Here is a 21,559-nt window from a genome sequence, read left to right on the forward strand (position 1 = left end):
GCAGCCGGTGTGGAGGACGGCTGGCACATTATGCTGGCTTTCTCATCATTCTGACGTAGGAGATAAGCTCAGACATGGCGCTGAATCCTACACGTAACCTAATAGTTACGCACCTAAAACATTTACCGATAGCATTTGACAGATTTATCAATGAGATCAGCGTCGCAGAGTTTCCCGCAACAGAATGAAAGCGCTGGTATGTTGGCGTCGACTGGGGTAATAGCGAGGCTGTCCGGGGACGGCGTGGGGCCAGTTCGCCTGCTGGCGCATTCGTTGGTCACAGGCGATAGCCAGCTGTTCGCCGAGTCGCAGCCCAGCGTTTAACCGGTCATCGACGACCACCGTTTGGCCATTATCATCAGTGCTTTTGATGTTAATATCCGGATATTCCAGCATAAATGGCTTCAGCGTCAGTCACGGCGGGGATGCGCAGACGGGAGAAGCATGACGCCTGCCTGCCGAAGAGCAGAATGAACAGAGCGGTTAAGCCTTAGTGTTTAATTCATTCTGGCGGCGCAGGTATTGTAAGATGCAAGATCAGACCCATAGCGCCAGGCGACCCCACACAATGACCCCCTTACAGTTTCATAAATATCACGGACTGGGTAATGATTACCTGGTATGCCATCGCGCCGTTGCCGACCAGCTGAGCAACGAGCATATTCGAATTCTGTGCCATCGCCACTATGGCGTTGGTTCCGATGGTCTGCTGATCGACAGCGGCGATCAAACCCATCCCACGCTGCGTATTATCAATCCGGACGGCTCCGAGGCGGAGAAAAGCGGTAATGGGCTACGGATCTATGCGCGCTATCTGTTTGATAGCGGTCGCGTCGGCCATGAGCCTTTTTTAGTGCACACGGCGGGCGGAGATGTCTATTGCACCGTGGAGAGTGATTTTCATCAGATTAGCGTGGATATGGGGCGGGCGAATTTCAATCCGGCGGCGTTACCCGCCTTAGTGAATTTGCCCGAGGCGGTGAATTATCCGTTGACGCTGGCGGATGAAACCCTGTCCGTCGTGCTGGTCTCCATGGGCAATCCCCACTGCGTTGTCCTCGTGGATAAGCTCGACCTGGAACAGGTTCATCGTTTAGGACCGCAAATTGAACATCATCCCTTATTCCCCAAACGCTGCAATGTGCAGTTCGTGGAAATTGTCGATCGCCATACCCTGAAGATTGGTATCTGGGAGCGGGGCGCCGGGTTTACGATGGCCTCCGGGAGCAGCAGCTGCGCGGCGGCCAGCGCCATGCGCCGGTTAGGGAAGGTGGACGATCGGGTTGATGTCAACATGCCAGGCGGCCAGCTGTGCATCACCTTCGGCGCGGATTTTCAGGTGAATATGCGCGGTCCGGTGCATAAGATCGCCAGCCTGACGCTGGATAAAGACTGCTTTGTTGGCGGCAGCGCCATCTTTACTGGCGCTGCATAACAGATGGCGCGGTCAGCCTGAAATTAACTCTCCTGAGGATCAGCCGACGGCCCGTTTGCCGAACAAACGATGGTGGCATGATCCCACCAGGCATTGTGCTTAACGTTGGTGGCAAGGACGCTAAACTGCGCCTGCTGTATCTCATTCAGTAAAGCCGGGAGGGGTTTAAGCGTACGCCAGGGCTGCCCCTCTTTCAGGAGATGATGCTTGACAGGATCGTAAGTGGCGAGGTCTTCAGCATAACGAGGAAGCCCGCACATCGAGCCGATCACCAGCCGGCCAGCGGGTTGAAGTCATCTTCTCGCCCCGTCAGAGCCTGGCTCCGCTCTCTGGTGCCTTGCCTGCGAGTAGCGCATAATGGCAACCTTTCCAATTCGTTACGGGCAGGAAAGCCGGTATGTTGAAGAAATTGTGTTTATTAACCCTTATCTCTGCCTTGGGCGCGGGCTGCGCACCGTTACAGCCCTCCGGCTGTCATAAAACGACCGCGACGGGAAGCTGTGGCTCTGGCCGCTGGGACGATCGGGATGAGTGGGGCGCCCAGGCGCGGGCCATCAGGGCCGCGATACTAGCCCAGATGGATACCCCCGAGCGCTGGCAGGGTAAGAAATGCAGGTTGCATTTAGCCTTTGCGCAGGATGGCACGGTTTTACATGTCTCGACCAGCAACGGTAACAAAGCCTATTGTGACGAGTTAGCCGCTGCTGCCAGGAAGGCCACGTTCCCGCCTTTTAACAACCCCGATGTCTTCCGGGATTTTCAGCAGTCCGGCTTTGATATGCAGGGTTAAATTGACTGTCTGGTCGGCTTTTGCCGGCTGGAAAAGCCTGGCGACACCGCGTGTGCGTGGCTGACCGTGGTTGCCGGGGAATCTCACCACTTTTTTCATTGCGCTTGCTGTCGTCAGCGGCTGTTACACATTGCCTTTTCTCATCCGGGCAAAGGCGGCGAACAACGGGAATGGCTACCAGGGAGAAACAGAGATGAACATCAACGTGGTCGGCACCAGCGGCTCAGGCAAATCCACTCTGGCCCGGCGCCTGGCGCACCGGCTGGGACTACCCTGGATCGAGCTCGATCGCCTGTACTGGCGGCCGAACTGGCAGGGCACGCCGGATGAGGCGTTTTTCGCCGCCATTGCCGCCGCGACGGCCTCGCCGGGCTGGGTGCTGGATGGCAATTACAATCGCAGCCGCGGGGTCAAATGGCGCGAGGTGGATCTGGTGATCTGGCTGGATTATGGCCTCTGGCGCACGCTGCGTCAGGCGGTGTGGCGGGCCGCGAGCCGGGCGTGGCGACAACAGGAGCTATGGCCGGGCACCGGCAACCGCGAGAGTTTCCGCCGTTCGTTCTGCAGCCGGGAATCCATCATCCTCTGGACGCTGAAGACCTGGCGGCAGAATCGTCGACGCTATCTGGCCGATATGCAGGATCCGCAATATCGGCATATTCGCTTCGTCCGGCTGCGCAGTCCGCGGCAGGCCGAGGCGCTGCTCCGCGAGCTGGAAGCGCAGCGGTCAGGCGGGCATATCTAATTTTCAGCAGTACACATGTGAATTAATTGTTTCTCAATAGTTAGCAGAGATTTTAATAATGCAGGCACGTACTTTCATATGAGCCTGCGAAATGTCTTATCGAATCAGTATCCTGGATAAAAGTCCGCTTGCCGCCGGGGAAACCGCCGCGCAGGCGCTGGCGCGCACATTAACGCTGGCGCAACACGCCGAAGCCTGGGGCTATCACCGCTTCTGGGTCGCCGAACACCACAATACCGATCAGCTGGCGAGCCCCTCTCCGGAGCTGGTTATCGCCTGGCTGCTGGGCCACACCCGGCGCATTCGTCTTGGGTCCGGCGGCGTTATGCTCCAGCACTACAGCCCCTATAAAGTCGCGGAAAACTTTAACCTGCTGGCCGCCCTCGCGCCGGGTCGCATCGATCTCGGGGTGGGCAAGGCGCCTGGCGGCCTGCCGCTCTCCACCCGCGCCCTGCAGCAGGGCCTGCATCAGGAGGAGAAAGGGACCTTTGCCGATCAGCTGGCGCAGCTGGATAACTGGCTGTCACTGACTGAGCCAGGGGGAGAGGAGAGCCTGCGCGCCACGCCGATCCCGCCGCGCCGGGCCGACGGATTTCTGCTCGGCGCCAGCCTGGAGAGTGCGGAACTGGCCGCCCGTCTTGACTGGAACTTCGTGTTTGCGGCCCATCTCAATGGCGACAGCGCGCTGCGCCGTACGGTGATCAACCGCTGGCGCGAGCTCAGCCCGCGTGAGGCGATCGTCGCCGTGCAGGTGGTGGTGGCTGACGATCCGGCCACCGCCGCTGCGCTGGCGCAGCAGGTCGAGGTGTGGGGCGTCGAGCTGGAGAACGGCCAGCGGGTGACCGTCGGCAGTGAGGCTCAGGCCGTCGCCTTTGCCCGCCAGGCTGGCAGCCGGCCGACACGCATCCACCGCCGCGAATCTTCACTGATCTCCGGTACTCCCGAACAGGTTAAAGCCCGGCTTGACGCGCTGCAGGCGGAAGATCGGCTGGATGAACTCATCATTGATACCCCCATTAGCGACGGGCCAGCGCGCCTGCGCTCCCTGCGCCTGCTGGCGCAGGCTCACTACGGCAAGGAGGTGCTGAATGTCCTTTGAACAACAACTGATTAGCTGGCGGCGCGAGCTGCACCAGAACCCGGAGCTCTCCCTACAGGAAGTAGCCACCACCGCGCGGATCCGCGACTGGCTGCAGAGCGGCGGGCTGACTCTGCTGCCCTTCGATCTGAAAACCGGGCTGGTCGCCGAAGTCGGCAGCGGCGACAAGGTGATTGCCCTGCGGGCGGATATCGATGCGTTGCCCATCGAGGAGGCGACCGGTCTGCCTTACCGCTCGCAAAATGAAGGGGTGATGCATGCCTGCGGCCATGATATTCACACCAGCGTGATGCTGGGGGCGGCGCTGCTGCTGAAGGAGCGGGAAGCGGAACTCCCGGGGCGGGTACGGATCCTGTTTCAGCCGGCGGAGGAAAATTTTGGCGGCGCGAAAACCCTGATCCGCGCCGGGGCGCTGGAGGACGTGTCGGCGATCTTTGGTATGCACAATGAGCCCGGCCTGCCGGTGGGCGAATTTGCCACCCGCGGCGGCGCGTTCTACGCCAACGTCGATCGCTTCGTTTTCAAAGTGACCGGGAAGGGGGCGCATGCCGCCCGCCCACATGAAGGAAAGGATGCGATCCTGCTGGCCAGCCAGCTGGTGACGGTGCTGCAGAGCGTAGCCAGCCGGGAAGTGAACACCCTCGACTCGGTGGTGCTCAGCGTGACGCGGATCCAGGGAGGCAATACCTGGAACGTGCTGCCGGAGAGCGTCGAACTGGAGGGGACGCTGCGCACCCACAGCAGTGAAGTGCAACAGCGTGTCAAAGCCCGGGTCAGCGAGATTGCGGCCGGTTTCGCCAGCGCTTTTGGCGCGCAGATTGACGTCTTCTGGTACGCCGGCCCGACGGCGCTGGTCAACGATGCCCGCTGGGCCGACTTCGCCAGCGAGGTGGCAGCTCAGGCCGGGTATCGCACTCACTACGCCGATCTGCATCTCGGTGGCGAAGATTTTGCGGTCTATCTTCAGCATATTCCCGGGGCGTTCGTCAGCATCGGCAGCGCCAGCGAATATGGTCTGCACCATCCGGCATTTAATCCGGATGAACGGCTGATTGCGCCCGCGGCGCATTATTTCGCCCGGCTCGCGGAAGAAGCGTTACAACACATTTAACGGATGGCAGGGGAAGGGGTAGCTATGTCTGAAAATCGACAATTGCGTCTGGGAACCATATTACATGGTGCATCGGGAAATATGTCCGCATGGCGTCATCCGGCGGCCCAGGCCGACGCCAGTATTAATTTTGATTTTGTTACAGAGACGGCGTTAAAAGCGGAAGCGGGTAAGCTGGATTTTATTTTTGTCGCCGACGGTTTATATATTAATGAAAAATCGATTCCCCATTTTTTAAATCGCTTCGAGCCCTTAACGGTGCTTTCCGCGCTGGCCGCGGTTACCCGGCGGCTGGGGCTGGTGGGGACTTTATCCACTTCGTACAGCGAGCCGTTTACCACCGCCCGACAGTTCGCCAGCCTTGACCATTTAAGCCAGGGACGGGCAGGCTGGAACGTGGTCACTTCGCCGCTGGAAGGGTCGGCGAAAAACTTCTCCCGGGCCCAGCATCCGGATCATGCGCTGCGCTATCGCATTGCCGATGAATATCTGCAGGTGGTAAAAGGCTTATGGGATTCGTGGGAAGAAGATGCCTTTGTACGCAATAAAGCGACCGGTCAGTTCTTTGACAAAAATAAGCTGCATACGCTCGATCATCACGGCGATTTCTTTAAAGTGGCCGGGCCGCTGAATATTGCCCGCACGCCGCAGGGACGACCGATTATTTTCCAGGCCGGCGCGTCGAACGACGGTAAAAAATTAGCCGCACGCCACGCCGATGCCATTTTTACCCATCAGGAGTCGCTGGCCGAGGCGCAGGCATTTTACCAGGACGTGAAAAGCCAGCTGGCGGCATGGCAGCGCACCCCGGATCAACTGCATATCTTCCAGGGCGTCAGCGTCATCGTCGGGGATGACGCCGAGGATGCGGAACGTCAGTACCAGACTACCGCGGCGCTGGTTTCCATCGAGGATGCGCTGAACTATCTTGGGCGCTATTTCGAACACCATGATTTTTCGCAGTACCCGCTTGATGAACCGTTCCCGGATATTGGCGACCTGGGACAAAACAGCTTCCGCAGCACCACCGACGAGATTAAACGTCACGCCCGCGAGCGGGGATTAACCCTGCGCCAGGTGGCCTTGGAGGCCGCGAGCCCACGTCCGCGCTTTACCGGCACCGCCAGCGATGTCGCCGATGGCCTGCAGCTGTGGTTCGAACAGCGCGCGGCGGACGGTTTCATCATTCAGGGCGGCACGCCGGAAACCTTCCCGCGCTTTGTTGACGAGGTGGTGCCTCTGTTACAGGCGCGCGGTCTGTTCCGTCGCGACTATCCGGGCACCACCCTGCGGGAAAGTCTGGGCCTGGCGCTACCCGCTAATCAATTCCAAAAATAAGAAAAGAGAATCACGCTATGCAGAAAACAACACTCTTGCTGGCCGTCGCGTTGGCATTTAGCGCCTCGTCGTGGGCACAGGACGTCAAGATCAATGGCACCGGGGTAAGCCTGGAGGCCAACAAAACGCCGATTCACACAGCGAAAAACCCGAAGGCCATTGCCCTGTTGCCGAAAGATCTGCATCTGGCGGTGCCGGGGAAATTCACCGTCGCGGTGGCGGCCCTGAACTCACCGCCGCTGACGGTCTTCGCCGATGACAACAAAACCCTGCTCGGCAGCGAGGCGGATATCGCCCGGCTGGTGGCGGAGAGTCTCGGGCTGGAGGTGAACGTAGTTCCCACCTCCTGGGAAGACTGGCCGCTGGGAGTCACCTCCGGCAAATATGATGCCGCGATCAGCAATATTACCGTCACCAAAGAGCGAAAAGAAAAGTTCGATTTCGCCACCTACCGCAAAGATTCGCTGGGCTTCTACGTCAAAAGCACCAGTCCGCTGAACAAAATTGACAAGGCGGAGGACATCGCCGGGCTGAAGATTATCGTCGGCTCCGGTACTAACCAGGAGGCGATCCTGCTGGCGTGGAACGCGGAGAACGTCAAGAAGGGGCTGAAGCCGTTTACCCCGGTTTACACCAAGGATGATGCCGCCCAGACGCTGGCGCTGCAGACCGGGCGAGCCGACGCCTTTTTCGGCCCTAACGTAATTGGCGCATGGAAGGCGGCGCTGACCGGCAAAACCAAACTGGTGGGCAGCGTCGATGGCGGCTGGCCGAAAGCGGCGCATATCGCGGTAACGCTGAAAAAAGACAGCGGGCTGGTGAATGCCGTCCAGGCGGCGCTGAACGGCGCTATCGCCAGCGGGGACTACGCCAAAGTGCTTAACCGCTGGGGCGAAGGGGTGGAAAGCATACCGCAATCGGAAATCAACCCGCCCGGGCTGGGCGACTGACAGGAGGCGCGATGAGCGAAGCATTCCGCGATATTTCTCCGGACGCACCGGAGCTGCAGCCGATTATTAGCGGGCTGTTTGCTGAATACGCCGCCCGCTACGGCGACTATTTTTCCCGCGATGCGGAAGTGGAGTTGAGCGAGTGGTATTTGCCGCCGCAGGGGCTGTTTATCGTCCTTGAGCGTGAGGGCGAAATTATCGCCACCGGCGCTTATAAACCTAAGGATCGCCACACCGCAGAGATCAAACGTATCTGGACGCACCGCCGTCTGCGCCAGCAGGGGCTGGCGGCGAAAGTGGTTCAGGAGCTGGAGCGGCGGGCGGTGCTGGCCGGGTACAGCCATATCTACTTGACCACCGGCTTCCGCCAGCCGGAGGCGGTAAAGCTCTATCTCAGCCAGGGGTATGAGGCGCAGTTTGACCTCGCGCGAGACCCGGAAGAGTACAGTCAGCCGCCTTACGATGGCCGGCTGCGGTTCACTAAAGCGCTGGCGGTGAGCGCCTTTAGCCACAGCGCCTGAGGAGGCATTATGCATACATCTGAAACGATAAAAGTGGTGCCGGCGCGCTATCCGCTGCGGGTGGTGGGAGCCCTGGTGGCCCTGCTGGTGCTGGCGGTAGTGATCCAGTCGGTGGCCTTCAACCCGCGCTGGGAGTGGGGCGTCTTCGCCCGCTGGTTCTTTGACCCGGTGATCCTCGAAGGGCTGGGACAAACCCTGCTTCTGACCCTGCTCGGCACGGTGCTGAGCGTGATCTTCGGCGGCCTGCTGGCGCTGGCCCGCTTGTCCTCATCCTGGCTGCTCAGCAGCCTCGCCTGGAGCTATATCTGGCTGTTTCGCTCGCTGCCGCTGATTGTAGTGCTGATCATTCTCTACAACTTCTCCTATCTTTACGACACCCTGTCGCTGGGGATCCCGTTTACCGGCGTCACCTGGGCCAGCTACCAGACGATAAACGTGCTGGGGCAATTCTCCACGGCGGTGGTGGGCCTGACCCTGGTGCAGAGCGCCTATACCGCGGAGATTATTCGCGGCGGCTTCCTCGGCGTTGACCATGGGCAGTATGAGGCCGCTGCCGCGCTGGGGCTGCCCGCCTGGCGACGCACGCTGCGCATTATTTTGCCGCAGGCGCTGCGCACCATTCTGCCATCCGGCTTCAACGAGATCATCAGTCTGGCGAAAGGAACGGCGATGGTGTATGTCCTGGCGATGCCGGAGCTGTTCTACACCATCCAGATGATCTACAACCGTACCCAGGAGGTGATCCCGCTGTTGATGGTCGGCGCCGCCTGGTATCTGGCGATCACCAGCGTTCTCTCCGCCATACAGTACCTGGTAGAACGTGGACTGGCGCGCAGCGAGCGCCGCTCGGCGGTGAACAGCGCCCGCAGCAGCCGTCTGAATCAACCCGCACGTCAACCACAGCCCCAGGAGGCCGTCCATGCCCAGCTCTCGTAATGGCCATATCTCTATCACCGGCGTCAGCAAATACTATGGCCGCCACAAAGCGCTGGACGATGTGTCCTTGGAGATACTTCCGGGCACGGTGACGGTGATCCTCGGCCCTTCCGGTTCGGGCAAGTCCACGCTGCTGCGCACCATTAATCACCTCGAGCGCGTTGATGAGGGGTTTATTCAGATTGATGGCGACTATATCGGCTATCGCCGCAAAGGCGACAAGCTGTATGAGATGAAAGAGAAGGAGATCCTCCGCCAGCGGATCAACGTCGGCTACGTGTTTCAGAACTTTAACCTGTTTCCGCACCTGACGGTGCTGGAGAACCTGATAGAGGCGCCGATCGCCCACAAGCAGGCCACGCGCAAAGAGGCCATTGCCCGTGCCTGGGAGCTGCTGGACGTGGTTGGACTGCGCAATAAAGCAGATGCCTGGTCGCGGCATCTCTCCGGCGGCCAGCAGCAGCGTATCGCTATTGCCCGGGCGCTGGCGCTGGACCCGCGGGTGATCCTGTTTGATGAGCCCACCTCGGCGCTGGATCCGGAGCTGGTGGGCGAGGTGCTGGATGTCATCAAGAAGCTGGCGCGCTCCGGCACCACCCTGGTGGTGGTCACCCACGAGGTTGGCTTTGCCCGCGAGGTGGCCGATCAGGTGGTGTTTATGGTCGACGGCAGGATCGTCGAGCAGGGCAGCAGCGACGAGGTGCTCAACCATCCGCAGCATCCGCGTACCCGGCAGTTTTTATCCAGGGTGCTGCCGTCATGAACAGAGCGATAGTGACCCTTGTGCTCAGCGCCCTCGCCATGGACGCTCAGGCGGCGCTGGATCTGCGCGCCAATGAGCAGCCATTGCCGGTCACCCGCGACCCGCAGGCGATCGCGAAAATTCCACCGGGCTATCGCTTCGTGGAACCGGGGACGCTGACGGTGGCGATCTCGGCGCTCAATTCGCCGCCGCTGGCGCTGCTGGCCAGCGACAACCGCACGCGGATCGGCAGCGACCCGGATATGGCCCGCCTGCTGGCCGGAAGCCTTGGCCTGAAACTCAGGCTGGTGCCCACCGCGTGGGAGGACTGGCCGCTGGGCATCGCCGCCGGCCGCTACGATGTGGCGCTGATTAATATCGCGGTAACCGAGAAGCGCAAAGAGAAGTTCGATTTCGCCACCTACCGGGTGGACTCCCTGGCCTTCTCAGTGAAATCCACCAGCGACATCGCCGCGGTAAACGGACCCGCAGACCTCGCCGGGCGCAAAGTGATCGTCGGGTCCGGCACCAACCAGGAGCGGATCCTGCTGGGCTGGAATGAGGACAACCGGGCCGCCGGGCGGCCGCCGGCCCAGCCGGTCTACCTGACCGATGATGCCTCCGGCAACCTCTATATCCAGTCCGGGCGGGCGGATATCTTTTTCGGTCCGCAGTCGGTGGCCGCCTATAAAGCGGCCCTTAATGGCCAGACCCGGGTGGTAGGCCTGGGGCCGAAAAAAGCGTGGGTGGCGACGACCACTAAAAAAGGTAACGGCCTGGTCTTTGCCCTGCAGGCAGCCCTCGACGGGGCGATCGCCCGTGGTGAATATCAGCAGGTGCTGGCGCGCTGGGGAGAGCAGGGCGAAGCGGTGGCGCAGTCGGTGGTCAACCCGCCGGGGATCACCTACTAACCACCCGGGCCATGGTATGCCGTTTGGGTGAGCGGTAATTTTCTGCCTACACTTAGGCTTTACCCTGGAGGCAGACCATGATAACCGTTTATGGCGTGCCGGGATGGGGCTCGACGATTAGCGAGCTGATGCTCTCCCTGGCCGATATTCCCTACGAGGTGGTTGACGTGGAGGGCTTTGACCAGCCCGGTCCGGCGCGCGAGCGTCTGCGGCAGATTAACCCGCTGTGCCAGGTGCCTACGCTGCAGCTGGCCGATGGGAGCATCATGACCGAAACCGCCGCCATCGCGCTGATGATCCTCGATCAGCGTCCCGATCTGGCCCCCGCGCCGGGGACGCCGCAGCGTCAACAGTTCCAGCGTCTGCTGGTCTGGCTGGTGGCCAATGTCTATCCTACCTTTACCTATGCCGATTACCCGGAACGCTGGGCGCCCGCCGCCGCGGAGCAGCTGGTGGAGAATTGTCGCCAGTACCGGAAAAATCTCTATCTCTGGTTCGAACAGCAGCTTGCCGCCGGGCCGTGGGCGCTGGGCGCGTCGGTAACGTTGCTGGATTGCTATATCGCGGCGATGTACAGCTGGGGGCCGCGACAGGCGTGGTTTGACGACCACGCGCCAAAATTCGCCGCCATCGCCCGGGCGGTCTGTCAGCGACCGGAGCTGGCCGTGGCGCTACGCCGTAACAAGCTGATTTAACGCACGCGATGGCAACCAGAACGGCCATTCTGTGGTAGCGTTATGGCTCTGACCACAAGGAGTCTTTGCTATGCCGCATGTAGATATTAAATGTTTTCCCCGTGAACTGACTGACGAACAAAAAACCGCGCTGGCCGCCGACATTACCGAGGTGCTGATCCGTCATCTGAACAGCAAAGAGAGCGCGGTCAGCGTCGCGCTCACCCAGGTTGAGCCGGACGCGTGGCAGGCGGTGTGGGATAGTGAGATCGCCCCGCAGATGGCGCAGTTGATTAAGAAGCCGGGTTATAGCATGTAATTGCCACTGGCGGGCATGATGCCCGCCAGTGACGCTCGGTCAGAACCAAATCTCCGTCTGCACGCCGAAGTTCCATGTCCCGCCAGCGGTAAAGCCTTTGCTGCCGAAATCATCGTTGATCGCATAACGATCCAGGTCTTTATCCCAGTTCATCCACGTGACAAAGAAACGTATCTCCGGCCGCGCTTTGATATCAAACACATCGCCCACTTTAAAGGTGGGGGCGAAGGTCAGCTTGTAGAAATCACCGCGCACCGCCTGATACTGATAAACGTTGTCATTATAGCGATAGCTGCGCCCGTTCGGATTGAGATCCATATACTGCCACGAGGCCTCATACAGCAGGGCGAAGTGAGCGGAGATCCCTTGCGATACCCGCAGGTTAAACGTCGCCCAGTCGTAGCGGTCGCCGTCGCGATAGCGGTCTTCGCTGTGCTGGGCGATCACCGACGGCGCCAGCTGCCAGTTTTTCCCCAGCGGCAGGATCCCGTACGACGCAAAGCGCAGGGAGGCCGCGTTCTCGGTCAGGTCGCCATCGCTCCCCGGCTGACGCGCTTCGGCGCCCAGCCCGACGCCGTACTGCAGGGCGCTTTCCGACACCCCCGGCGCCAGGCCGTAGAACTGCTGTTTGTCGTGGAGGGCCAGCATCGCGTAGTAGCCGTTTTTGGCGGTGTTATCGCTGCGCAGGGCATAGCTCCCGGTGGTCGAGGTATTATCTTTCAGGTCATCGTTGCCCTGGGCGGTCATCACCGTGGTCATCAGCTGCCAGTTGCCGTAAAAATGGTTTGCGGTGAACAGCAGATTCTGGATGTCATTATCCGCGTAATTATCGCTGCCAAGGTCGCCGAAGTTACGCGCATACACCGAATAATCGCCGCGCAGGCCGCTTCCCCAGTCGACATCATTGATCCCGCCGCCGGTGCCACCGAGGAACATGATGTCGCTATCGGTAAAGTGGATATCGAAGTTATCCCGATCGAAGCGCTTGCCGGCCCAGATCGAGGCGCGTTTTAACGGCCCGGTGAACTCGGCGAAGTCGCCCATCTCGACGTACAGCTGACGAATGTTCAGATGGTGGCTGTCGTTGTCCTGAACCCACGGATCCGGGTTGGTGGCCCCGTCGGCGAGCATGGTCTTAAAGCGCGCCCATGAGCCATCGTTGAAGGTAAGCTTTTTGCCAAAGCTCAGCTCTGCGTAATTATCTTTTTCGTTGCCGAGACGACCGACGTGGGCATCGCCGTTGAGCGAACTGGCCGGGGAGATACCTGGCCCGCCGCGGGCGCCTTTGCCGTGGCTGTTGACTAACATTCCGGAACGGGCGTAGGCGTTAAAGGTAAAGCCATCGTCCGGGGCGCGTTTCGCCAGCTGCTCGCTCAGCTGCTGATTGGTGGCCTGCTGTTTTTGTTCGCGAGCCGTGGTCTGTTGGCTGAGCGCCTGCACCTGCTTTTCCGCTGCCGCCGCGCGCTGTTCCGCGGCGCTGGTGCGCAGCTCCGCCTGCTGCGCCCGGCGTTTAGCTTCTCCCGCCTCCTGCTCCGCATGATTTAGCCGGGCCTCCAACAGAGCCAGCCGTTGCTCGACAGTGAGTGGGGCCGCACTCGCGCCGTAAGCCGAAAAAAGGGCGCAGCAAACCGCTGCGCTTATCAAAGAGATACGCATATCAATCCTTATTTTTTCAGAGGTATGAAGGGTGTGCTGCGCCTTACAGGGCGTGGTTTTCTCCACCAACAGACGATGCGTTCGACGGCGCACGGCGTCCAGCGTCAAGGTCAGCGCGGATCTGCTCGTACTGGTCGTCGAGGCGGTAGAAGCGACCCATCCACAACATTGAGGCCACAATCAGCAGCGCGGGGATATAGAGGTAGCAGGCTTTTATCGCCAGCATCGCGCCGTCGCTTTGCGTCTGGTTAGCGATATAACCGGCGGATGAGAGCAGTACCCCGGTAATGGCTCCTGCGCCCGCCATAGCCACCTTGCCAAGAAAGCCGTTGATGGAGGTTAAAATGCCGGCGGTATTGATGCCGGTTTTCCATACCCCGTAATCCACCGGATCGGCCTGCATGGAAAAGTAAATTGCCGTGCGCTGTCCGGCGCCAAGCGATAACACGACCGCTCCGGCAACCAGACCCCAGCTATTAACGCCTGCCGCCATCATCATACCCATGCCGACCAGGTTGATCGCGCTGGCGACCAGATACACGTGGCGCTTTTTCATTCGGCTGGCGAGCAGCGGCACGGTGAGGGTGCCCAGCAGGGGAACGAAGGTGGAGATCCCGGCGACGACCGCCGTGAGTTCGTTATTGCCGACGTAATAATGGAAGAAGTAGACCAGCGCCCCGGTTTGAAAGAAAAACGCGCCCCACATCAGGAAAATGTTGATGGCGAAGACGAACCACGGTCGATTGGCGCGCAGGCTGACCCAGGCGCGTTTTAAGGTCATGCGCTCCTGAGTAATGCTGATATTTTCCTTAACGTTCCGGAAGCTCACCAGCAGAAAAAAGGTGGCAATAACGCCGAAAACTACCGCCGTATAGAAGAAGCCGTGCTCCTGATTGCCTTTCCCCAGCGCGCCAACCAGCGGCAGAGTGGCGACCGCGACAATGGTCGCCCCGAGCGAGCCGAGCAGAATACGCACTGCCGACAGCGTCGTGCGCTCTCGCGAGTCGTTCGTCAGAAACGGCAGCATGGCGCAGAATGGAATATTAACGAGGGTATAGAGAAACGACAGGCACAAATAGGTGACAAAAGCGTAGATCAGCTTACCGGTGGTGCCGAAATCGGGCACGTAGAAGGCCAGAATACACAGCAGTCCAAAGGGGATCGCGCCAATCAGCAGATACGGACGGCAGCGCCCCCAGCGAGTGGCGGTATTGTCGATCACCAGCCCCATCAGCACGTCGGCCACGCCGTCCACCAGCCGGGTGACCAGGAACATCAGGCCGACATAATAGGCCGGGAGGCCCATCACGTCGGTGTAAAAAAACATCAGATACAGAGAGATCATCTGCCACACAAGGTTGCAGGAGAGATCGGCAATGCCATAGCCAAGGCGCTGCCGCCACAGGGTAAACGTTGTTTCTGCCATAAATCACTCGCTTATCGTTGTTGTTAAAGTCCGTACTGGCGAATAAACCAGGCCGGCGTACAGCTCCACGCATGGCAGTAACTATTGATGAGCTTACTGCCATAGGGGGAAAAGTCAGGATGCTGCGGATCGAAAATTTCCCAGAAGGTGTCGGCGCCGTAGTCGACCATCGCTCCCCAGTAGGCCTTGATCTCCGCTATCGCCTCTTCGCGCAGGCCGCACTGCAGCAGGGCGGCAATGTGATGATGGCGCAGATAGGGCGTATTCATGGCAATGGTGGGGGGCTGCTGCCGCAGACGGCGCATCAGCGCCTGTCGCTGCTCCACGCTGCCGACCTCCGCCAGTACCAGCCAGATCTGCGATGCCCATGAGACCTGGCGCGCGGCGCCGCTGATAAACACCTGCCGCTCGCTGTCCCACAGGTGGCGGAGGGCGGCCTCTTTCAGCTGCGCGAGCGTAGCGGTGTAGTCGGCTACCCGCTGCGGTTCAACACGCTGCGCCAGCCAGAGGGCACGTTGCAGGCAGTAGATAAGCACCCCCTGCGCCGACGACTGTTTATTCAGCTCTGCCTGCCAGTCGATAAATACCCACCAGTCATCGCTGTCGCGCACCAGACCCTGGGGATCGCAGCGGGTCAGCGCCAGCTCGATTTGCCGTCGCGCCGTGGGCCACAGTTCACGGGCGGTTTCCATGTCGCCAGTGCTTTGCAGGTAGTGATAGAGTACGTCGACAAAAAATAATGAATAATCAAAGAGAAATGTGTCATCGGCGCGCACGTCAGGCTGAACAAAGACATTGGCGGAGACCATGCCATCTTCCCGGGTATGGCCGGCAAACAGGTACAGGCAGCGGCGGACCAGATCGTGGTGGCCGAAGGTCACGTCATTGACCAGCGCCTGCAGGCGCAGGTCGCCGAGCCACAGCCGACGGTCGCGTTTCGGCCCATCCTCAAACACCTCCTGCATGCAGTTTTGCAGGGTGCGAACCGCGACGTCATCAATGGCTTTCAGCTCCGAATCGGCGATGACCGCCGGCTGCGGGCTGCCGGCTGAGGTAACGGTTTCCAGGGCTATCTCATCGAACTGCAGACGAAATTTGCGCGACAGCGCTTTGATTTCCACCTTCAGGTAGCGCAGGCAGTAGCGACGCGGCAGGTCAACCCGGGCGGGCAGGACGTCGAGCCACAGATCCTGTTGCTGCAACCAGCTACTGCTCAGCCACCCCTGGTACTCGCTGAACGGCTCGCAAACTTCGCTCAGCGTTTCGCCGAAGGTGAAGTGCAGATGGGCCGGGGCATCCGGCGGGCTGCCGACGCTGCGGCAGCTGAACTGCAGGTAGCCAACAAAATGGCTGCCAAAGTCAATGATGATGCTGTCGCCGACGCGAAGCGGCTGCTGATAAAACTGCTCAGGCGTGCAGACGGTGTGTCCCCGCCAGCCGTTCAGCGCCGCCGGATCGGCGACGGCCTCGACGATGGCCTGCGGCGCCTGGCGCTGACGATGTAGCGCGGGCGTTAGGGCGGCCGCACGCTCTAATAAATGCGGATGGCGGGTCATCGCCACACTGGAATTGTATTGAATTGCCTGTGACATACTGCGTCCTCTCCATTAGGTTAGGCGCAGCATAGGCCGTCGTCCGGCGGCACCACCACTCTGGCAATGCCAAACCGTCAGTGAAAATGGCAGGAATAATGAGGTGGGGGCGCTGGCGATCACAAATCCGCACATCGGGCGCGTGGCGAAGGCCGGAATAGATTATCGTGCCCCTGCGCACCAGGCTGTTCAGGATTTGCTGTAATGATGACACTGACCGTTGAGTATTATTTCACCCACCCCCAGGATAAGCTCGGCATGTACGCCAGCGACCCGGAAGATAATAGCCAGGAACATGGCCACGAGTTTGCCGAGCTGGTGATCGTCGAGGAGGGGCATGGATTACACGTTATTAATGGCCGCCCGCTGTATATCCAGCAGGGCGATGTATTTTATGTCCAGCCTGGCGATGTCCACTATTATGATGAGCTGGGGACGCTGAAGTTGATTAATGTCTTAATAAATCCGGCGGTGGCCTTTCGCTATTTACAGCAGATGGAGGGATTGCTGCAGCAATTATCGGCGCAGCGCGCCGCCTGCTATGGCTGGCTGGCACCGGAGACCCGCAGCTATTGTCGGGAACTGGTGGAAAAGATATTTTCCCCGGCGCTGAGGGCGGCGGATAATACCCCGCAACGGGAGTCTCTCTTTTTCCAGCTGGTGACCACCATTCTCACAGCCGAGTCGGAAGCCGAATATAGCAGCACCCGCTATAAACTGCATAAATTACTCACCTGGCTGCAGGAGCACTGTTTCGAAGAACATAACTGGCAGCAGCTGGCAGAGCAATTTCATCTTACCACCCGCACGGCGTTTCGCCATATTAAAGAGGCCACCGGATTAACGCCGGATAATTATCTGAAACGTCTGCGACTGGTTTCCGCGCGGGTCAAATTACGCGAAACGGAGATGACCATTACCGAAGTGGCTTATCTGTGCGGCTTCGCCAACAGCAACCACTTTACCACCCTGTATAAAAAAGTGTTTGGCCTGACCCCAAGCGCCGATCGCCGCCGCCCACCGGGTTAAAAGGGGGACCGCAGGCCGGGCAGGGGAAAAATCTGCCACCCGCGGCAGGTCACGCTTATTCGTCGAGGGAGTTTGCCCGCACGTGGCGGCCGCTGGCGACAAAATTGCCTGTCCCCAGATGATGCAGGGTATTGATCTTATCGTCGTCGAACTGCCAGCGTCCGGTGACGAATGCGCGTTCATCGGCGGCGGCAGACACCACCTCCCCGAACAGGGTATCGTACTGGGTCTGGGCCGCCGTCGCCGGCAGCAGACGGCACTCCATCCATGCCAGACACTTCTCCTCGATCAGCGGCAGGCCCAGCTCCGGACCGGTCACCACCGGAATTCCGTAAGCATTGAATTTGTCTTCATCGCGGCCACTGACGCTGCCGACGGCGTAGGTCCAGCTGGCGGCGGCCACGCCGGGAACCACGATGCCGAAGGTGCCGTTGCGCTCGATGATTTCCCGCGTCCAGGTGCTTTTATCCACCACGATAGCCACCCGCGGTGGGGCGAATTCCACCGGCATCGACCAGGCGGCGGCCATGACGTTGCGCCGGTCGGACGCAGCGTCGTAGCTGGTGATCAAAATGGTCGGACCGTGGTTGAGCAGGCGGCTGGCATACTGCAGTTCCACGTGGCGAAAGCGGCTCATAGGCGTTCCTTGAGTAATGGGTCGGTTGGCGGGTAATACGTTAAGCCGCAATGAAAATGTAATCAATACGTCATCTCGTCTGACTATAGTCGCCAGCACAAAGTCCCAAAGAGGATCACAATATGTTGGCTCCCCTGATGTTATCCCAGGTGAGCGCGTCCCGTCGGATGTCGACCGCCGGGCAGGGGTTGCTTTCCCGCAAGGGAGGGCGACAATGCGCGCGCTGACCCCTATCACTCTGCAGGCGGTCTCATTCGCCTTCGCAGAGACCCCCATTCTCGATCGCTTCTCGCTGCATATCGAACCCGGCAGCATTGTGGCGCTGCTGGGCCCGTCCGGCTGCGGCAAAAGCACCTTGCTGCGCCTGCTGGCGGGGCTGAGCGTGCCGGCCAGCGGTGAAATCCGCTTTGGCGATCGGCTGGTGGCCCGCGCAGGATGGGGATTGCCCCCTGAACAACGCGATATCGGCATGGTTTTCCAGGATTACGCCCTCTGGCCGCATATGAGCGTGGCGCAGAACGTCGCCTTTCCGCTGCGCATGCGCGGCGTTGCCCGCGCCGAACGCGAGCGCCGGGTGAGCGAGGCGCTGGCGCGGGTGGGCCTCGACGGCTTTGCCGAACGTAAACCTTCAGGCCTTTCCGGCGGCCAGCAGCAGCGGGTGGCGCTGGCGCGGGCGATCGTCGCCGCGCCGCGGGTGCTGCTGTTTGATGAGCCGCTCTCCAACCTGGACAGCGAACTGCGCGAATCGCTGTGTGGCGAAATGAGCCGCCTGCTGCGCCAGCTCGGCATCACCGCCGTGTATGTTACCCATGACCGCCGTGAAGCCGAGCTGTTAGCCGACCGGATAGTCCATTTATCCGCGGGCCGCGTGGCCGCTGTCCGCGCCGTTACGCCAACCTCGGGGGACGTTGTATGAACACCGTTATGACCGTTAAGAAAGGAGTGGTACTCGCGATGGCTCTCTCCGCCATGATGCTCTCAAGCGCCCATGCGCTGACCGTTTACACCGCCGGCCCTGGCTCGCTGGCGAAAAGCCTGGCCAGCGGTTTTGAACAACAGACCGGGGTGAAGGTGACCGTTTTCCAGGCCACCACCGGCAAAGTGATGGCCCGTCTGGAGGCCGAGCAGGCCAACCCACAGGCGGATGTGCTGATCTCCGCTTCATGGGATACCGCGGAGGATCTGCACCAGCGGGGTTGGTTGCTGCCTTTTCACAGCGCCAACGCCGACAAGGTACCGGCTAATCTGAAATCGGCGGACTATATCGCCCAGGGGGTCTCGGCGCTTGGCATCGTCTGGAACAGCAAAAGCGGCACTCCGGAGCCGAAAGAGTGGCGGGATCTCACCCAGCCGGCGTTTAAAGATAAGGTAACGACGCCTGACCCGGCGCTCTCCGGCGCGTCGCTGGATCTGCTGATTGGCCTGCAAAACAGCATGGGCGACCAGGCCTGGCAGCTGTTTGACGATCTGAAAAAGAACGGCATGGTGGTCAGCGGCCCCAACGCCCAGGCGGTGACGCCGGTGATGCAGGGGGCGAAAGCGGCGGTGTTCGGCGCGGTGGATTATGTCTCCTACGGCAATATTCAGCAGGGCGAGTCGCTGAAGGTGATTTTCCCGGCCAGCGGGACGGTGATCGCCCCGCGCCCGATGATGATCCTCAAAACCAGCCAGCATGCCGACGAGGCCAAAGCCTTTATCGATTACGTGCTGTCGCCGGAAGGTCAGGCGCGGGTCGCCGACGCCTGGCTGATGCCCGCTCGCCGCGATGTGGCCGCCAAACGCCCGCTGCTGGACGCGCTGAAGGTCTTGCCCACCAGCGGCGAGGGGAGTAGCGAGCGTAGCGCCGTCCTCAGCCGCTTCAGTCAGCTGTATGCCCACTAATTGACACGGTTCTCCGGCGCTGGCCGCCGGAGAACGCTTCGTTTCAGGAACCGCTGTGAAACAAAAATTCCTTTCCGGCGTGACGCTTGCCGCCCTGACGCTGCTGGTCGCGTTACCGCTGTTGTTTATTCTGCTGCAGGCGATTTTTCCCCATTTTAGCGCCGGTTCGCTCCATGACGCCTTTGGCGGCGTCTCGCCGCTGCTGGCCGACCCCCAGCTGCCGTCGATGCTCGGCGGTACGCTGTGGATTGCCGGCGGCGTGGCGCTGGCCAGCGTGATGATCGGCCTGCCGCTCGGTATTCTGCGCGGTATGTTTTCGTTGCCGCTGCCCCGGCTGTGGGACCTGCTGTTTTTGATCCCCTTTCTGACGCCGCCCTATATCTCGGCGCTCTCGTGGATGCTGGCTCTGCAAAGCCAGGGCTATCTGCAGCAGCTGACCGGCTGGCAGCTAAACGATCTGCTGTTCAGCCGCAGCGGGATCGTGCTGGTGATGACCTTTAATATTTTTCCCGTGGTCTACTTTGCCGTTTCCCGCAGCCTGCTGGCGAGCGGGCAACGGCTGGCGATGGTCGCCCGGGTCCATGGCGCCAGCGCCTGGCGCGCCTTCTGGCACGTGACGCTGCCGATGCTCTCCCCGGCGCTGGCGGCGGGGATGCTGTTGGCGTTTACTCTCGCCATCGAGGAGTTTGGCGTACCGGCGGCGCTGGGCAGCCGGGCGGGAGTGGTGATGCTGACGGTGGGCATTGAGAAAAAGCTGGCCGACTGGCCGGTGGATCTCACCGGCGCTGCGCTGCTGTCGCTGCTGCTGATGGCGGTAGCGCTGTTCGCCTGGTGGCTGCAAACGCGGCTGGTGGGGGAGAAGGAGGTCACCAGCGTCACCGGCAAACCGGGAGAAAACCGTGGGACGTCGCTGGGCTGGATGACGCTGCCCGCGCTGCTGGCGATGGCGGCCGTCGGCGGCCTGGCGGTCGGGGTCCCCGCCGCCTCGATGATGCTCACCAGCCTGATGGGCACCCTCTCGGGCGGAGTCAGCCTGGAGAATGTCACGCTGCGTCACTTCGCGGCGCTATTCGACCAGCAGGGCGATGCCCTGTCGGCCCTCGGCGTCAGCCTGTCTCTGGCGCTAGGTTCGGCGCTGATCGTCGGCGCGCTGGGGCTGCTGGCCGCCTGGCTGGTGATGGTGCAGAAGATCAAAGGGCGCGGGGTGGTGGATGCGCTGTCGCTGATGCCGGCGGCGCTGCCGGGCGTGGTGGTGGGGGTGGGATTGATCCTGCTGTGGAACCAGCCCTTCTGGCCGCGCTCGCCCTACAACACGCTGTGGATGCTGCTGCTCTCCTATTGTTGCCTGCTGCTGCCCTGGCCGGTGCGCTATGTCGGCAGCGCGCTGCGCCAACTCGGCCCCAATCTTGAGCCCGCCGCCCGGGTCCACGGCGCATCGCCGCTGCAGGCGCTGCGGCTAATTGTTCTGCCGCTGGTCTTTCCGGCGCTGCTGGCGGCGATGCTGATGGTGTTTGCGGTGGCGTCCCGGGAGCTGGTGACCTCGCTGCTGCTGGCGCCCGCCGGCACGCAGACCGTGGCGGTGTTTATCTGGCGCCAGTTCGAACAGGGATCCGTTGGTCAGGGCATGGCGATGGCCAGCCTGACGCTGTTGACCGGTCTGCTCCTGATGCTGACGGCGCTGGCGCTGATGCAGCGCAGCACGCGCGGTTAACGACAAGCGCACAAAAAAGAGGGTCGGCGCGGGAATATAGGCTATAAATGTCGGAC

The 21,559-nt window shown here is 60.8% G+C and carries 19 protein-coding genes and 3 pseudogenes; 16 read left to right on the forward strand and 6 right to left on the reverse strand.

Going from position 1 to position 21,559, the window contains the following annotated elements:
• Nucleotides 1-156: 156 nt before the first annotated feature.
• Nucleotides 157-408, reverse strand: a pseudogene (locus KHQ24_RS24460) (hypothetical protein); the annotation flags it as partial.
• A gap of 160 nt (nucleotides 409-568) precedes the next feature.
• Here KHQ24_RS24460 and dapF point away from each other — a divergent pair.
• Nucleotides 569-1,435, forward strand: coding sequence for a diaminopimelate epimerase (dapF, locus tag KHQ24_RS22200; protein WP_128335416.1), 867 nt, complete (start codon nucleotides 569-571; stop codon nucleotides 1,433-1,435).
• A 23-nt stretch (nucleotides 1,436-1,458) separates the two neighbouring features.
• On the opposite strand, the pseudogene KHQ24_RS24465 reads toward dapF, so the two are convergent.
• Nucleotides 1,459-1,728 (reverse strand): annotated as a pseudogene (locus KHQ24_RS24465) (class I SAM-dependent methyltransferase); the annotation flags it as partial.
• A gap of 104 nt (nucleotides 1,729-1,832) precedes the next feature.
• Here KHQ24_RS24465 and KHQ24_RS22205 point away from each other — a divergent pair.
• From KHQ24_RS22205 to pptA, 11 genes and pseudogenes are all read left to right on the forward strand, one after another.
• The gene (locus KHQ24_RS22205; protein ID WP_004202738.1) at nucleotides 1,833-2,225 is read left to right on the forward strand and encodes a cell envelope integrity protein TolA; all 393 of its coding nucleotides are present in this window, start codon (nucleotides 1,833-1,835) and stop codon (nucleotides 2,223-2,225) included.
• A 193-nt stretch (nucleotides 2,226-2,418) separates the two neighbouring features.
• On the forward strand, nucleotides 2,419-2,970 hold the full coding sequence (locus tag KHQ24_RS22210; RefSeq protein ID WP_043519654.1) for a shikimate kinase: 552 nt from the start codon (nucleotides 2,419-2,421) through the stop codon (nucleotides 2,968-2,970).
• A 91-nt stretch (nucleotides 2,971-3,061) separates the two neighbouring features.
• Nucleotides 3,062-4,069, forward strand: a complete 1,008-nt coding sequence (locus tag KHQ24_RS22215) for an MsnO8 family LLM class oxidoreductase (RefSeq protein WP_069135728.1) — start codon at nucleotides 3,062-3,064, stop codon at nucleotides 4,067-4,069.
• Nucleotides 4,059-5,180: a M20 peptidase aminoacylase family protein gene (locus tag KHQ24_RS22220; protein ID WP_043519653.1), complete on the forward strand. Its 1,122-nt coding sequence runs from the start codon at nucleotides 4,059-4,061 to the stop codon at nucleotides 5,178-5,180. The genes KHQ24_RS22215 and KHQ24_RS22220 overlap by 11 nt, the downstream gene beginning before the upstream one ends.
• 24 nt (nucleotides 5,181-5,204) lie before the next feature.
• Nucleotides 5,205-7,468 (forward strand): annotated as a pseudogene (locus tag KHQ24_RS24470) (NtaA/DmoA family FMN-dependent monooxygenase).
• A gap of 11 nt (nucleotides 7,469-7,479) precedes the next feature.
• A complete protein-coding gene (locus tag KHQ24_RS22235; RefSeq protein ID WP_004202731.1) occupies nucleotides 7,480-7,989 on the forward strand; it encodes a GNAT family N-acetyltransferase in 510 nt (169 codons plus the stop codon).
• A gap of 9 nt (nucleotides 7,990-7,998) precedes the next feature.
• Entirely contained in the window at nucleotides 7,999-8,925 is a 927-nt protein-coding gene (locus KHQ24_RS22240) for an amino acid ABC transporter permease (RefSeq protein ID WP_004202730.1), read from the forward strand.
• Complete coding sequence (locus tag KHQ24_RS22245) at nucleotides 8,909-9,688, forward strand: amino acid ABC transporter ATP-binding protein (RefSeq protein WP_004202729.1); 780 nt, start codon at nucleotides 8,909-8,911, stop codon at nucleotides 9,686-9,688. Before KHQ24_RS22240 ends, KHQ24_RS22245 begins: the two co-directional genes overlap by 17 nt.
• 38 nt (nucleotides 9,689-9,726) lie before the next feature.
• Complete coding sequence (locus tag KHQ24_RS22250) at nucleotides 9,727-10,578, forward strand: transporter substrate-binding domain-containing protein (protein WP_074437506.1); 852 nt, start codon at nucleotides 9,727-9,729, stop codon at nucleotides 10,576-10,578.
• Between the two features lie 77 nt (nucleotides 10,579-10,655).
• Entirely contained in the window at nucleotides 10,656-11,273 is a 618-nt protein-coding gene (locus KHQ24_RS22255) for a glutathione S-transferase family protein (protein WP_023297709.1), read from the forward strand.
• Between the two features lie 70 nt (nucleotides 11,274-11,343).
• Entirely contained in the window at nucleotides 11,344-11,571 is a 228-nt protein-coding gene (gene pptA, locus KHQ24_RS22260) for a tautomerase PptA (RefSeq protein WP_002906690.1), read from the forward strand.
• Between the two features lie 39 nt (nucleotides 11,572-11,610).
• Here the strand turns inward: pptA and KHQ24_RS22265 are convergent, their stop codons facing one another.
• The 3 genes from KHQ24_RS22265 to KHQ24_RS22275 are packed head-to-tail and all read right to left on the reverse strand — an operon-like array spanning nucleotide 11,611 to nucleotide 16,245.
• Nucleotides 11,611-13,227 (reverse strand): carbohydrate porin, encoded by a 1,617-nt coding sequence (locus KHQ24_RS22265; RefSeq protein ID WP_032425871.1) that lies wholly within the window; start codon nucleotides 13,225-13,227, stop codon nucleotides 11,611-11,613.
• A 43-nt stretch (nucleotides 13,228-13,270) separates the two neighbouring features.
• Nucleotides 13,271-14,653, reverse strand: a complete 1,383-nt coding sequence (locus KHQ24_RS22270; protein WP_043519650.1) for a glycoside-pentoside-hexuronide (GPH):cation symporter — start codon at nucleotides 14,651-14,653, stop codon at nucleotides 13,271-13,273.
• A 23-nt stretch (nucleotides 14,654-14,676) separates the two neighbouring features.
• Nucleotides 14,677-16,245 (reverse strand): family 78 glycoside hydrolase catalytic domain, encoded by a 1,569-nt coding sequence (locus KHQ24_RS22275; RefSeq protein WP_032456132.1) that lies wholly within the window; start codon nucleotides 16,243-16,245, stop codon nucleotides 14,677-14,679.
• A 204-nt stretch (nucleotides 16,246-16,449) separates the two neighbouring features.
• Here KHQ24_RS22275 and KHQ24_RS22280 point away from each other — a divergent pair, with 204 nt between their 5' ends.
• On the forward strand, nucleotides 16,450-17,274 hold the full coding sequence (locus tag KHQ24_RS22280; protein ID WP_004202721.1) for a helix-turn-helix domain-containing protein: 825 nt from the start codon (nucleotides 16,450-16,452) through the stop codon (nucleotides 17,272-17,274).
• A 55-nt stretch (nucleotides 17,275-17,329) separates the two neighbouring features.
• Here KHQ24_RS22280 and KHQ24_RS22285 read toward each other — a convergent pair whose 3' ends face one another.
• A complete protein-coding gene (locus tag KHQ24_RS22285) occupies nucleotides 17,330-17,911 on the reverse strand; it encodes a flavin reductase family protein (RefSeq protein WP_004202718.1) in 582 nt (193 codons plus the stop codon).
• 214 nt (nucleotides 17,912-18,125) lie between these two features.
• Here KHQ24_RS22285 and KHQ24_RS22290 point away from each other — a divergent pair, with 214 nt between their 5' ends.
• From KHQ24_RS22290 to KHQ24_RS22300, 3 genes are read left to right on the forward strand one after another with little or no spacing between them, the layout of a single operon-like run.
• Nucleotides 18,126-18,827, forward strand: a complete 702-nt coding sequence (locus tag KHQ24_RS22290; RefSeq protein WP_048324392.1) for an ABC transporter ATP-binding protein — start codon at nucleotides 18,126-18,128, stop codon at nucleotides 18,825-18,827.
• On the forward strand, nucleotides 18,824-19,792 hold the full coding sequence (locus tag KHQ24_RS22295; protein WP_100051076.1) for an ABC transporter substrate-binding protein: 969 nt from the start codon (nucleotides 18,824-18,826) through the stop codon (nucleotides 19,790-19,792). Before KHQ24_RS22290 ends, KHQ24_RS22295 begins: the two co-directional genes overlap by 4 nt.
• Nucleotides 19,793-19,847: 55 nt before the next feature.
• Nucleotides 19,848-21,503 (forward strand): ABC transporter permease, encoded by a 1,656-nt coding sequence (locus tag KHQ24_RS22300; protein ID WP_049116194.1) that lies wholly within the window; start codon nucleotides 19,848-19,850, stop codon nucleotides 21,501-21,503.
• Nucleotides 21,504-21,559 lie beyond the last annotated feature (56 nt).

The sequence above is a fragment of the Klebsiella sp. 54 genome (genome assembly GCF_018223875.1).
Taxonomy (GTDB): Bacteria; Pseudomonadota; Gammaproteobacteria; order Enterobacterales; family Enterobacteriaceae; genus Klebsiella; species Klebsiella quasipneumoniae.

Excerpts from the sequence above, each read along its gene's own strand:
- KHQ24_RS22210 (WP_043519654.1), top strand. The coding sequence starts at position 2,419 with ATGAACATCAACGTGGTCGGCACCAGCGGCTCAGGCAAATCCACTCTG.
- KHQ24_RS22285 (WP_004202718.1), bottom strand. The coding sequence starts at position 17,911 with ATGAGCCGCTTTCGCCACGTGGAACTGCAGTATGCCAGCCGCCTGCTC.
- KHQ24_RS22265 (WP_032425871.1), bottom strand. The coding sequence starts at position 13,227 with ATGCGTATCTCTTTGATAAGCGCAGCGGTTTGCTGCGCCCTTTTTTCG.
- KHQ24_RS22245 (WP_004202729.1), top strand. The coding sequence starts at position 8,909 with ATGCCCAGCTCTCGTAATGGCCATATCTCTATCACCGGCGTCAGCAAA.
- KHQ24_RS22250 (WP_074437506.1), top strand. The coding sequence starts at position 9,727 with ATGGACGCTCAGGCGGCGCTGGATCTGCGCGCCAATGAGCAGCCATTG.
- KHQ24_RS22240 (WP_004202730.1), top strand. The coding sequence starts at position 7,999 with ATGCATACATCTGAAACGATAAAAGTGGTGCCGGCGCGCTATCCGCTG.
- KHQ24_RS22290 (WP_048324392.1), top strand. The coding sequence starts at position 18,126 with ATGCGCGCGCTGACCCCTATCACTCTGCAGGCGGTCTCATTCGCCTTC.
- KHQ24_RS22275 (WP_032456132.1), bottom strand. The coding sequence starts at position 16,245 with ATGTCACAGGCAATTCAATACAATTCCAGTGTGGCGATGACCCGCCAT.
- pptA (WP_002906690.1), top strand. The coding sequence starts at position 11,344 with ATGCCGCATGTAGATATTAAATGTTTTCCCCGTGAACTGACTGACGAA.
- KHQ24_RS22255 (WP_023297709.1), top strand. The coding sequence starts at position 10,656 with ATGATAACCGTTTATGGCGTGCCGGGATGGGGCTCGACGATTAGCGAG.
- KHQ24_RS22205 (WP_004202738.1), top strand. The coding sequence starts at position 1,833 with ATGTTGAAGAAATTGTGTTTATTAACCCTTATCTCTGCCTTGGGCGCG.
- dapF (WP_128335416.1), top strand. The coding sequence starts at position 569 with ATGACCCCCTTACAGTTTCATAAATATCACGGACTGGGTAATGATTAC.
- KHQ24_RS22235 (WP_004202731.1), top strand. The coding sequence starts at position 7,480 with ATGAGCGAAGCATTCCGCGATATTTCTCCGGACGCACCGGAGCTGCAG.
- KHQ24_RS22280 (WP_004202721.1), top strand. The coding sequence starts at position 16,450 with ATGATGACACTGACCGTTGAGTATTATTTCACCCACCCCCAGGATAAG.
- KHQ24_RS22270 (WP_043519650.1), bottom strand. The coding sequence starts at position 14,653 with ATGGCAGAAACAACGTTTACCCTGTGGCGGCAGCGCCTTGGCTATGGC.
- KHQ24_RS22220 (WP_043519653.1), top strand. The coding sequence starts at position 4,059 with ATGTCCTTTGAACAACAACTGATTAGCTGGCGGCGCGAGCTGCACCAG.
- KHQ24_RS22215 (WP_069135728.1), top strand. The coding sequence starts at position 3,062 with ATGTCTTATCGAATCAGTATCCTGGATAAAAGTCCGCTTGCCGCCGGG.
- KHQ24_RS22295 (WP_100051076.1), top strand. The coding sequence starts at position 18,824 with ATGAACACCGTTATGACCGTTAAGAAAGGAGTGGTACTCGCGATGGCT.